Source organism: Ruegeria sp. A5, from assembly GCF_056543005.1.
The window spans coordinates 204,961-216,451 of sequence record NZ_JBQGAV010000006.1 but is presented as its reverse complement, the minus strand read 5'-3'; the positions used below and the strand labels follow the sequence as shown (position 1 = coordinate 216,451).

Sequence of the window (11,491 nt, the reverse complement as noted above, 5' to 3'; positions counted from 1 at the left end):
GAAATGTCACTTAACTATGTCATGATCGGTTCAAATGATGTCGTCAAAGCGCGAAGCTTTTACGATGCGGTTGTGCCCAAAATCGGCGGCAAGGTTATTGCTGAATATATGCCCCACGCTGTTTGTTACGAGCTGCGGGGCGGTGGGTCCATGTGGGTCGCGACGCCCTTTGACAAAGAGGCCGCGACGGTTGGAAACGGCAACATGGTTGGCTTGCTTTGCGAAAGTGAAGCGGAAGTTCGCGAGGTACATGCCGAGGCTCTTGCCAATGGCGGAACAAATGAAGGTGACCCCGGAGATCGACCTCAATATGGCCCGAACTTCTATGGCGCTTATGCGCGCGATCCTGATGGCAACAAGATGAGCTTTGTCTATTTTAGCGATGCAGGCTGATCGTGCGACCTAGAACGTCATACCTGCGTGAATCAGAATGCCGATAACCATCAGCAGGTTCAGCACCATTGAGATACCGTTGCCCACATAGATGGGCAACTTGCCCACCACCAGCCCATAGGCGAACCACAAAAACGACAGCCCAGCATACAGAGACCAGGACAGCAGCGACTGTCCGGTCGCATGTTCGGAGTGGGTGAAATAAAGCTTGATCAGTTGTGGAAGCGTGGCGAAGGGGCCAACGACGCCGATGAAGACCATGAACCCCTCGAACCGCTGCATCCAGTGACCGAGATTTGAGTTTTCCAGTTTCTGGGCAAGCGTTTCAGCCACTCAACCCCCTCCTGTTCCTGCGGCCCCCGGAAGATTGGGCCGTTTCATTCAGCCGGTTGCAAAGCAAACAGCCGGTTGCAAAGCAAAATAGTCGCTTTGCGCCGTACGTCCAAGATCATTTGGCGCGGGTTAGTCCAGACCTTCTTCACCCAGCAGGTGCCTGCCTTGGCGGTCTTCCACCTCGATTACCCAAAGGTCGGGGTCAAAACTGCGTTGGCGGGTGATGGCGGCATCTACGTCTGCCTCTTCTCCGGATGAGAGCTCCACCCATTTGCGCTCGCCGCTCATCAGATCAAAACTGCGCTGAAAGGCTGCGGCCCGCCCGTTGAGTGTGTTGAGTTTGATAAGCACCGCCCCAGCGGTGTCATCCCCATGCGCCACAACAAAAGCCGGTATTTCCTGAAACCGCAGCCGCGCCAGATAGGCATGCACCCAGAATTCAGCTGTCAGCCGGGTCATGGTTCTGACCTTTCCGTAGGCGTTGAGAATTTTCGACGAAAATTCTTGGCCCGGGTCATGCGTTGCCGTCTTTGAAATCCAGACCCATTTCCGAGTAGCGCTCGGATTCCTCCAGCCAGTTGGGCCGGACTTTCACCTGCAAGAACAGGTGAATCTTGCGGTCCAAAAACTCTTCCAGCTCGGCACGCGCCGCCTGACTGACGGCCTTTATGGTCTCACCACGTTTGCCCAGCACAATCCCTTTGTGGCCATCACGCATAACATAGATGACCTGATCGATCTTGGCCGAGCCGTCCTTGCGCTCTTCCCAGTTCTCGGTCTCGACGGTCAGCTGGTAAGGCAGTTCCTGATGCAGGCGCAGGGTCAGTTTCTCGCGCGTCATCTCAGCCGCGATCATGCGCAGAGGCAGATCCGCAATCTGGTCTTCCGGATAGAGCCACGGGCCCTCGGGCAGTTCCGAGGCCAGCCAGTTGCGCAAATCGTCAACGCCGTGGCCTTTTTCGGCCGAGATCATGAAGGTCTCAGAAAACGGGTAGCGCGCGTTCAGATCGCTGGTCAGGGCCAACAGTTTCTCGGACGGCACCTTGTCGATCTTGTTGATCGCAAGTGCGATGGTGCGGCCCTGCCCGATCTCTTCCAGGCCTTCGAGGATGCGTTCGACACCTTCGGTGATACCGCGATGCGCCTCGATCATCAGCACGACCACATCCGCATCTGCAGCCCCGCCCCAAGCGGCGGCTACCATGGCACGGTCCAGACGGCGGCGCGGTTTGAAGAGGCCCGGCGTGTCGACAAAGACCAGTTGCGCATCGCCCTCCATTGCCACGCCACGGATACGAGCACGGGTGGTTTGCACTTTGTGCGTCACGATCGAGACTTTGGCTCCGACCATGCGGTTCAGAAGGGTGGATTTGCCTGCGTTGGGCTCTCCGATCAGGGCGATAAATCCGGCGCGTGTGCTCATGTGTCCTGCGATCCTGTTTGCAAGTGCGCACCCCTATAGCAGAATGCGCGGACGGGCCAGAGGGATTTGTCGCATTGCGGATATCAGTGAGCGAAGGCCAGTCTGCGGCCCATAGGGCGACGCTGCCCGGTCGACCGGTGCCGGCATTGGCCGGGCTTGATCGCGCGATCAGGTTGTAGTGTTCAACGCCAGAACTTGGTTCGGATAGGCTTGGTCCCCGATCCGAAAATCTGTGACTCCGACCTGCCGGAACCCTTTGGCTAGATAGAAGTCGATTGCGGGCGTATTCTCGGAATTGGTTGTCAGCCAAATCGACGGGCGCCCTTTTTCACGCATGTAGTCAATCGCGATATCGAGCAGCGCTGAGCCGATGCCTTTACCTTGATGGCGGTGCTGGACGTAGAACGTCACGATTTCTAGGTCAGAAAGCCCGTCCACAGGTGCGATGCGATTTTCCGCAAGCCGAATATATCCGTCGATCCCGTCTTCGTTTTCGGAAACCATCAAGAGGTCTTGGCCGTCCTCCAATATGGCTTCGAACCGGGCGGTCGTGAACTCGGACAGTGCGAACTCGGCAAAGAAGGCGTTCACACCACGCTTTAGATATGCTCCGATCCAGACCTCAATCGACAGGGCCGCGAGGCTGGCGGCGTCGGTTTATTGGGCGGGTCTGATTTTCATGATCTGGCTGCGCAGAGGATCAAGACAACTGTTCCAACAACGCCTTTGCCGCTGCCTGTTCGGCCTGTCGCTTGGAGCCTGCGGTGGCCTGAGCTTCGGTACCATTCTGCAGACGAGCGGCGATCGTGAAGATCGGGGCATGGTCAGGGCCGGTGCGTTTGACCTCGACATAGCTGGGTGGTTTCTGGCCGCGGGCCTGTGCCCATTCCTGCAGGGCGGTTTTTGCATCGCGGGCGTCGGCCTCGACCTTGTGGATGCGATCGCCCCAGAGGGCGAGGATCACGTCTCGGGCAGCCTCGAACCCTGCGTCGCGGTAGATGGCCGCGATGACCGCCTCCATCGCGTCGCCCAGCAAGGCCTGCTTGCGACGACCTCCGGACAGCATCTCGGACCGGCCCAGTTTCAGCACCGCACCCAGATCAATCTGGCGGGCCACATCGGCGCAGGCTTCCTTGCGCACCAGCGCGTTGAAACGGGGGGCCAGTTGGCCTTCGGAAGCTTTCTTGTCGGCCTCAAGCAAAGCAGTGGCCATGACGAGACCCAGGACGCGGTCGCCCAAAAATTCAAGACGCTGATTGTCGGGGCGCGTGGCAGAAGACACCGAGCCGTGGGTCAGCGCGCGCACCAGCAGTTCAGGGTCGGAAAACTCATACCCCAAGCGCTGCTGGAACGCCCTTATCTCAGCCGATAGCTTCAATTGACCGCCTTGAAGAAGCGGTCACCGCGCCATGTCCAGAAGAACAGCATCGAGCGACCTGCGGAGGAGAACATGATCCGGTCGGCGCGACCGATCAGGTTTTCGTACGGCACAAAGCCAACGCCTCCGGCGGATTGCGGCAGACGGCTGTCGGCCGAGTTGTCGCGGTTGTCGCCCATGAAGAAATAGTGGCCCTCGGGTACGGTATAGACCCCGGTATTGTCGGAGCCCTGATTGCCGATGTTCAGCACGTCGTAGGACACGCCATTTGGCAGGGTCTCGATCAGGCGGTTCTTTTCGCAAACACCGCCGATCCCGACGGGACCGTTGGAACAGCGCGGACGCAGGCCTTGTGGGCCCTGCGGTTCAGCAACTTCCGTGAACACACCGTCAGGTTGCTGCGGCACAGGAGTGTCGTTCAGGATGATCTGGCCTTCGCGGATCTGGATACGATCACCCGGCAGGCCGATCAGGCGTTTGATATAGTCACGGCCTGTGACCGGATGGCGGAAGACGATGACATCGCCGCGTTCAGGGTCGCCGCCGATCAGGCGCGAGTTGTCATCGCTCTGCATCCAGCCGCAGATGTCTTCGGCATCGATGTTGAGGCCAACGCTGGGGATAATGAGGCTGGGGCACGAGGCATAGGAATAGCCATAGGCCATCTTGTTGACGAAGAGGAAATCCCCGATCAGCAGGGTCTGCTTCATCGACCCGGAAGGAATCCAGAACGGCTGAAAGAACAGGGTGCGGAAAATGCCCGCGATCAGCAGGGCATAGACGATGGTTTTGATCGTCTCCCAAATGGCGTTTCCGGATTTGGCTTCCTCGGCCATACTGCTCTCTCCAGTCTCTGCGTGGTTGGGGTGCTACATGCGGGTCAGTTGGGGGCAAGTCAAGGCTGCGCGGGCGCTTCTTGAAGCGGGCGGGCCTCGATCACCACAAAGGCCTGCGCCCAGGGGTGATCATCGGTCAGGGTGACATGGATGATCGCCTCGTGTCCTTCTGGGGTCATTTCCTTCAGACGCTCGGCGGCCCAGCCGGTGACGTGCATGACGGGCTGGCCCGTGCGCAAGTTGGTCACCGCCATGTCCTTCCACGCGATGCCCATGCGCAGACCGGTGCCCAGGGCTTTTGAACAAGCCTCTTTCGCGGCCCAGCGTTTGGCGTAGGTGCCCGCAGTATCGGCGCGACGCTCAGCCTTGCGCTGTTCGGTTTCAGTGAAGACACGGTTACGGAAGCGGTCGCCGAACCGGTCGAGCGTGCCCTGAATGCGATCAATATTTGCGAGGTCGGTGCCGATGCCGAGGATCATGTCAGACCTCCAACACAACGGTCCCGAGCTTTTGCCCCGCCTCGACCATTGCGTGTGCATTTGCCGCATCCATCAGCCCTCCGCCAGGGACGACGGCGTGGGACAGTGCGCCTTGTTCCAGCCACTGGCCCAACTGCGCCTCGCCGCGACGGCGGGCCGCGGCGTCGAGTTGGTAGACGATCAGCATATGCAGGCGGATGTTCTTGAACATGAAGCCATAGAAATCCAGTTCGGGCTTCATTTGCGAAGCCGAGGCATAGCTGGCGATGGTGCCACCGGGGCGGATCATAGAAAGGGAAGCGGGTTGGTTGGCTGCGAAATCAACCTCGACAATGCGGTCTATGCCTACGCCGTTGGTCATGTCCATCGCCGCCTCGGCCACGTCTTGCGTGCGGTAGTTGATCCATTCGGACGCGCCGGAATGGGCGGCTTTTTCATCTGAACTTACCGTTGTGATAACGCGCGCACCACCCAGCGCGGCCATCTGGCAGGCGTAGCGTCCGACCGTGCCTGCACCGCCGGTCACAAGCACAGTCTGGTCAGTGATCGGTCCGTCACAATAGAGCGCGTACCATGCAGTCAAGGCTGGGATACCAAAACACGCGCCCTCGGCGAAGCCGGTCGTATCTGGAAGGAATACGGCCTGTTCGGAGGGTAGCGCAGTGTATTCGGCCCCAGTGCCAAAAGCGCGTTGCCATTGGCCGTTCCAGATCCAGACACGTTCGCCGACGCGCGCGGGATCGACCCCTTCGCCTACGGCCTCAATCACTCCGGCCCCGTCCGAGTGGGGAACAACCATAGGGTATTGCATCACAGCGCCAGGGCGCGCGCCGCCGCGCAGCTTGACATCTGAGGGGTTGATGCCGCTGGCATGGACCCGGACAAGAACGTCGCCTGGGCCGGGGTTGGGCGTGGGCAGATCGACCAACTCAAGGACATCCGCCGCCGCACCAAATCCGCGATAGGTGATTGCTTTCATGACAGTCCCTCGTCTCCTATTGGTCAGCTATTGGTCAGCCGCGTCGGGCGTTTCCAGATCGAACACCAAGACGCCCTCGGCCCCATCCATGCACAGCGCGACAAGCCGTGCGCCAAGTTGCTGGTGGGTTTCGTCACTGGCATAGCGCTGTAGGTCGGCCTGAGCCGCGAAATCCAGTGTGAAGCCGTAGGGATAGCTTGGGGATTTTGCCTCAAAATCGCGGTTGGGGCCGTGGATGAAGCCACCGCAGCCCGACAAACGGTCTGCGACCGCGCCCAGCCCATCCATCACAGCGGCAAGCTCTGCGGTGTCGTGATCGGGCTTGAGTCGCAGCATCACGCAATGGCGGATCATCATTGCACCTCAGAGGTCATGACAGGCGCACCGTGAGAATCTTGTAGCTGGCCACGCCAAAGAAACCCGCGAAGGCAAAATCAAACCAGCGGCGGGCGCGGCGATAGGCGTTGACCATGCGCGCAGACGAAAACAGGAAGGCGTAGCCGATGAAGATCAGCAGTGAACCCGCATAGAGCATGGCGAAATAACCCAGCAGCATAGCAAGGCTGGCGTCATTTGGCGCAACAATGGCGTAGATCGAGCCCCAGCTGAGGATCGCCTTGGGGTTGGTCAGGTGGATCGCCGCACCTTTGGCAAATATCGTACCCAATGAGCCGGTGACTGGATTGCCCAGCGCGACCTCATCCGAAGTCAGCGCGCGGCGCAGCGCCTTGAGCGCCAGCCAGCCCAGATAAGCGACGCCGATATAGCGGATCACCTCGAACACCCAGACATTGGCCAGCATAATCGCCGACAGCCCCAGTGCGGCGGCGATGCCCCACGCGGCGGACCCGGCGCAGATGCCCAGCGCAAAGGCCAGACCGGCGGTGCGGCCTTCGTTCATGGCGGTTCCGGCGATGCCCATGGTGGCAGGGCCCGGAGAGCCCCCGGCCATGAGCCATGCAAACCAGATCGCCACAAAACCGGGTGTGATCATGCCCGCGCCTCGTCCATCAGGCGGCGCATTTCGTGAACCGCCGGGGTGAGGCCGCGAAAGATGGCCTCGCCGATCAGGAAGTGGCCGATGTTCAGCTCTCGCACTTCAGGGAAGGCTGCCACCGGTTGTACGGTGTCGTAAGTCAGCCCGTGACCCGCATGAACTTCAAGACCCAGCGAATGGGCATAGGCGGACATCTCGCGCAGGGCTTCCAGTTCGCGCGCGGCGTCGTCCAGTTTGCCTTCGGCGTGGAAATCGCAATAGGCACCGGTGTGCAGTTCGATCACCTCGGCCCCGATGCGGTGGGCGGCGTCGATCTGGCGCTGGTCGGCGGCGATGAAGATGGACACGCGGCAGCCCACATCGCGCAAGGGCGCAATGAAATGGGCCAGCTTATTTTCCTCGCGCGCGACTTCTAACCCCCCTTCGGTTGTGCGTTCCTCGCGCTTTTCGGGAACGATGCAGACGGCGTGCGGCTTGTGGCGCAGAGCGATTTTCTGCATCTCGTCCGTTGCGGCCATCTCGAAGTTGAGCGGCACCGACAGGATCTCCATCAACCCGTCGATATCGGCGTCCGAGATGTGGCGGCGATCTTCGCGCAGATGTGCTGTGATGCCGTCGGCCCCGGCCTCTTCCGCGATCCGGGCGGCGCGTAGTGGGTCCGGATAGGCCCCGCCGCGCGCATTCCGCACGGTGGCTACGTGGTCGATATTCACGCCCAGACGCAAACGGTTGTCAGACATCTTTCGAATCCTTCATTGTCCCTGAGGTCGAGCCTAGTGGTTTTGTCGGGGGAACGTCAGCCTCTGCCTGAGCAAGGCGTTTAATTTGTTCAAACTTCGCTTTGATTCTGGCGCGGCGGCGTTGCTGATAAGTACGGATAAGCGGCAGGCTAAGATAGGCGCAGATCACTCCGGCCACGATGCCTGGAATGACCCCGCCGATCATATAAGGAAAGAACACATCGTCATAGAACCGGCTAAGCCCGTGCCAGTCCGCCTCGCGATGGGTGAACATAGCGATGCAATTGTCCTTGAGATCGCCCATCGCATCCGCAAATTTCCCCATCAACCCATCGGTATCGTCTTTGCGGAACTTGGTCCCCAGCAGGAAATGCCCGGTTTGCAGGCTTATGACCGCGATCGGCACATAGGTCAGGGGATTGCCAAAGAACGTGCCGCTGAGCGCGGCAAGAATGTTGCCGTTCAGCAGCCGCGCCAGCACGGCGGCGACCAGGAAATGCAAGCCATAGAAAGGCGTGAACGAGGCAAACACCCCTGCCCCGATGCCACGCGCGATGCGTTCCGGGCTGTCAGGCAGGCGCCGAACCCGATGTTTGACATAGTGAAAGGCACGGGTCCATCCGCCGCGCGGATAGACGAACTCTGACGCGACTTGGACAGGCGAGCGGCGATCTCGGCGCTTGAAAACCACTCGTGATCACCCCTTCTCAGCCAGCCGCAACGGCGGGTTTCGCACTTTCCCGGTACCGTTCGACCGCAGCAACGTCGCTTTCAGCCTCGAGCATCAGCATCAGCGAATGCAGCTGTTCAAGATCGCGAAGTTCGACATTGATCATCAGCCGATAAAAATCCGGTTTGCGGTCGACAAATTCGAGGTTCGAGATATTGGCCTTTTTCTCGCCGATCAATGTGCAAATACGCCCCAGCACCCCGGCATCATTGCCGATGGTCAAATCCAGCGTCGCGCCATAGACGGCGGGGTGGGTGCCCGAATGCCAGTGCAGATCAACCCAGCGCTCGGGTTCATTTTCAAACTCGGTCAGGCGATCGCAGTCGATGGCGTGCACGACAACACCCTTGCCGCGATATGTAATTCCGACGATGCGCTCGCCCGGCAGTGGCTGGCAACAGGGGGCACGATCGAATTTCTGGCCCGGTTCAAGCCCGATCACAGCGCGACGGGGCGAGATCGCGTCGCCATCATCCTTGGTGAGTTCGGGATATACCGCTTCGACCACCTCATGGGCGGTCAACTCGGCACTGCCCAGACGGGCCAGCAACTCGTCCCGATCTTTTAAACGCAGGTGTTTGGCAGCGGTTTCCAGCGCCTTGTCGGTGGCTTTGCGGCCCAGGTTTTCGAACCCGGCGCGGGCCAGTTCCTTACCCAGCCTGATGAAGCGTTCCCGGTCGACCTCGCGCAACGCGCGGCGGATCGAGGTGCGGGCTTTGCCGGTAACCGCGATCTCAAGCCAAGTGACCTGCGGGCTCTGGCCATCGGCGGTGATGATGTCCACCGATTGACCGTTCTTGAGCCGGGTCCAGAGCGGCACACGAATGCCATCAACCTTGGCCCCCACGCAGGCATGACCAATGCGGGTGTGGATTGCGTAAGCAAAATCAATCGGCGTCGCCCCACGCGGCAGTTTCACCACATCGCCCTTGGGGGTGAAGCAGAATACCTGGTCCGAATACATCTCGAGCTTCACAGCTTCGAGGAAATCCTCATGATCATCCTCACTGTCGAATTGCTCGGTCAGGTTTGCGATCCACTTTGCCGGGTCAACCGCAAAGGGGTTTTCGGACCGCACACCGTCGCGATAGGACCAGTGCGCTGCAACGCCGGTTTCGGCCACATCGTGCATCTGACGAGTGCGGATCTGGACCTCGACCCGTTTGCCGTCGCGCCCCGAAACCGTTGTGTGGATCGAGCGATAACCGTTCGATTTCGGCTGGCTGATATAGTCCTTGAATCGCCCTGGCACGGCGCGCCAGCGCTGGTGGATGGCACCGAGTGTGCGATAGCAGTCTTCTTCGGTCTGGGTGATGATGCGGAACCCGTAGATGTCGGACAGACGTGAGAAACCCTGATCCTTTTCCTGCATCTTGCGCCAGATCGAATAGGGTTTCTTGGCGCGACCAAAGACTTCGGCTTCAATGCCCGCCTTTTCCAATTCGTGCCGCATGTCGCCGGTGATGCGATGGATCACGTCGCCGGTTTCGCGTTGCAGAGTGATAAAGCGGCGGATGATCGACTGGCGGCCTTCGGGGTTCAGTACGCGGAAGGCAAGGTCTTCGAGTTCCTCGCGCATCCATTGCATCCCCATCCGGCCCGCAAGCGGCGCGTAAATATCCATTGTCTCACGCGCTTTTTGCACCTGCTTTTCAGGGCGCATCGCCTTGATCGTGCGCATGTTGTGCAGACGGTCGGCGAGCTTGACCAGAATAACCCGAAGATCCTTGGACATGGCCATGAACAGCTTGCGGAAATTCTCGGCCTGTTTGGTCTCTCGGCTGGACAGCTGCAGGTTGGTCAGCTTGGTGACGCCATCGACCAGCTTGGCGACCTCATCCCCGAACAGTTCGGTAACCTTGCCATAACTGGCTTTGGTGTCTTCGATCGTGTCGTGCAACAGGGCCGTTATAATGGTCGCATCATCCAGACGCTGTTCGGTCAGGATGGCGGCAACGGCAACGGGATGAGAGAAATAGGGCTCGCCGGAATGGCGGAACTGGCCTTCATGCATCTGTTGGCCAAATTCATAGGCCCTTTCGATGCGGTCGGCATTTGTCTTGGGATTGTAATTGCGGACCAGCGCAATCAGGTCTTCTTCTGAAATCATCCGGTCCGCACCTTTGTCGCTTGGGTTACCCCTGGCCCTGGGCCTCCATCAGAGCGCGCAGGAGCTTTTCTTCCGACATGTCGTCATCCGCAGGCTTGTCAGATTCCGCACCCATCAGCAGGGCCATCTGATCTTCTTCGGGCTCATCAACCTCGATCTGGGTCTGGTTGGCTTCGATCAGACGTTCGCGCAGCTCATCAGCGCTTTGGGTTTCGTCGGCGATTTCGCGTAGCGAGACGACAGGGTTCTTGTCGTTATCGCGGTCAACGGTGATCGGGCCACCAGCAGAAATCTCGCGCGCCCGGTGGGCTGCAAGCATCACCAGTTCGAACCGGTTCGGGACCTTGTCTACACAATCTTCGACCGTAACGCGGGCCATGGGGCGCTCTCCGTAAATGAATCCGTGGCAGGAAGGGGTTTATCTAAGCGCGAATCCCCGCCTTGACAAGCAAGAAATGCCGCAAATGCGAGGATCACAGAGGCTTGACCTCTGCCACCTCATCGGGCGGCAAGGCTGCAACCATCTGCGTCACTGTCCGGTCCAGAACGGGATGGCGCCAATCGGGGGCGACATCCATCATGGGAACAAGCACAAAAGCGCGGTCCTGCAAGCGCGGATGGGGCAGGATAAGGTGTTCCGGCGCAGATTTGGTCTGATCTTCGGGGGGAAGGGTCAGCCAGCGCTGAAATTCGGCGTCATCCGGCAGCACAAGTTCATCCCAACAGACCAGATCGAGGTCCAGAGTGCGCATGCCCCAACGCTGTTCACGGGCGCGCTCAAAATCATGTTCGATGCGGTGCAGCAGGTCCAGAACACCCTGTGGCGTGAGGTCCGATTCGATCAAAACCGCTGCGTTGACATAGTCCGGCCCTGCCCCTGCCGGAAAGCATGGGGTGGCAAAAAACCGGCTTGTCTTGCGAATCACCAAGCCCGCCTCGGCCATCGCGATCAGCGACCGCTCAAGTGTCACCTTGGGCCCACAACCTCTCAGACTGAGATTTGCCCCTAGGGCAATGACCGCTTTTGACAAGGTTTTGTCCACTTCAGACCCCATATTCGGACCAGAGAATACTTGCGATAAAGCCTAAAACA

At 59.5% G+C, this 11,491-nt stretch carries 16 protein-coding genes; 1 reads left to right on the top strand and 15 read right to left on the bottom strand.

The window, feature by feature from the left end; all coding sequences use genetic code 11:
- Positions 1–3: 3 nt before the first annotated feature.
- On the top strand, positions 4–393 hold the full coding sequence (locus ACR0AY_RS15110; RefSeq protein ID WP_170402289.1) for a VOC family protein: 390 nt from the start codon (positions 4–6) through the stop codon (positions 391–393).
- A 9-nt stretch (positions 394–402) separates the two neighbouring features.
- Here the strand turns inward: ACR0AY_RS15110 and ACR0AY_RS15105 are convergent, their stop codons facing one another.
- The 15 genes from ACR0AY_RS15105 to folK all read right to left on the bottom strand — a co-directional run bounded on the left by ACR0AY_RS15105 (position 403) and on the right by folK (position 11,453).
- On the bottom strand, positions 403–726 hold the full coding sequence (locus ACR0AY_RS15105; RefSeq protein ID WP_170392607.1) for a SemiSWEET transporter: 324 nt from the start codon (positions 724–726) through the stop codon (positions 403–405).
- 129 nt (positions 727–855) lie between these two features.
- Positions 856–1,185, bottom strand: a complete 330-nt coding sequence (locus tag ACR0AY_RS15100) for a DUF1491 family protein (protein WP_170402292.1) — start codon at positions 1,183–1,185, stop codon at positions 856–858.
- Positions 1,186–1,240: 55 nt separating this feature from the next.
- Complete coding sequence (gene era / locus ACR0AY_RS15095; protein ID WP_170513452.1) at positions 1,241–2,149, bottom strand: GTPase Era; 909 nt, start codon at positions 2,147–2,149, stop codon at positions 1,241–1,243.
- Between the two features lie 168 nt (positions 2,150–2,317).
- On the bottom strand, positions 2,318–2,740 hold the full coding sequence (locus ACR0AY_RS15090) for a GNAT family N-acetyltransferase (protein WP_480454358.1): 423 nt from the start codon (positions 2,738–2,740) through the stop codon (positions 2,318–2,320).
- Between the two features lie 109 nt (positions 2,741–2,849).
- Complete coding sequence (gene rnc, locus ACR0AY_RS15085) at positions 2,850–3,527, bottom strand: ribonuclease III (RefSeq protein WP_170402298.1); 678 nt, start codon at positions 3,525–3,527, stop codon at positions 2,850–2,852.
- Positions 3,524–4,363, bottom strand: coding sequence for a signal peptidase I (gene lepB, locus ACR0AY_RS15080; RefSeq protein ID WP_170513449.1), 840 nt, complete (start codon positions 4,361–4,363; stop codon positions 3,524–3,526). The genes rnc and lepB overlap by 4 nt, the downstream gene beginning before the upstream one ends.
- Positions 4,364–4,422: 59 nt before the next feature.
- Positions 4,423–4,842 (bottom strand): holo-ACP synthase, encoded by a 420-nt coding sequence (gene acpS, locus ACR0AY_RS15075; protein WP_170392613.1) that lies wholly within the window; start codon positions 4,840–4,842, stop codon positions 4,423–4,425.
- Position 4,843: 1 nt separating this feature from the next.
- Positions 4,844–5,821 carry an NADPH:quinone reductase gene (locus ACR0AY_RS15070; RefSeq protein ID WP_170513446.1) on the bottom strand — a complete coding sequence of 326 codons (978 nt, stop codon included), beginning with the start codon at positions 5,819–5,821 and terminating at the stop codon, positions 4,844–4,846.
- A gap of 27 nt (positions 5,822–5,848) precedes the next feature.
- Positions 5,849–6,175: a Dabb family protein gene (locus ACR0AY_RS15065; protein WP_170513443.1), complete on the bottom strand. Its 327-nt coding sequence runs from the start codon at positions 6,173–6,175 to the stop codon at positions 5,849–5,851.
- Positions 6,176–6,191: 16 nt separating this feature from the next.
- On the bottom strand, positions 6,192–6,815 hold the full coding sequence (locus ACR0AY_RS15060) for a LysE family translocator (protein ID WP_170425202.1): 624 nt from the start codon (positions 6,813–6,815) through the stop codon (positions 6,192–6,194).
- Positions 6,812–7,558, bottom strand: a complete 747-nt coding sequence (locus ACR0AY_RS15055; RefSeq protein ID WP_170392617.1) for a pyridoxine 5'-phosphate synthase — start codon at positions 7,556–7,558, stop codon at positions 6,812–6,814. Before ACR0AY_RS15055 ends, ACR0AY_RS15060 begins: the two co-directional genes overlap by 4 nt.
- Positions 7,551–8,249 (bottom strand): DUF2062 domain-containing protein, encoded by a 699-nt coding sequence (locus ACR0AY_RS15050; protein WP_170392618.1) that lies wholly within the window; start codon positions 8,247–8,249, stop codon positions 7,551–7,553. Before ACR0AY_RS15050 ends, ACR0AY_RS15055 begins: the two co-directional genes overlap by 8 nt.
- Before the next feature lie 16 nt (positions 8,250–8,265).
- On the bottom strand, positions 8,266–10,398 hold the full coding sequence (locus ACR0AY_RS15045) for a RelA/SpoT family protein (RefSeq protein WP_170513441.1): 2,133 nt from the start codon (positions 10,396–10,398) through the stop codon (positions 8,266–8,268).
- Between the two features lie 25 nt (positions 10,399–10,423).
- The gene (gene rpoZ, locus ACR0AY_RS15040; protein WP_010437681.1) at positions 10,424–10,777 is read right to left on the bottom strand and encodes a DNA-directed RNA polymerase subunit omega; all 354 of its coding nucleotides are present in this window, start codon (positions 10,775–10,777) and stop codon (positions 10,424–10,426) included.
- A gap of 94 nt (positions 10,778–10,871) precedes the next feature.
- Positions 10,872–11,453, bottom strand: a complete 582-nt coding sequence (gene folK / locus ACR0AY_RS15035) for a 2-amino-4-hydroxy-6-hydroxymethyldihydropteridine diphosphokinase (RefSeq protein WP_480454356.1) — start codon at positions 11,451–11,453, stop codon at positions 10,872–10,874.
- Between the last annotated feature and the right edge of the window lie 38 nt (positions 11,454–11,491).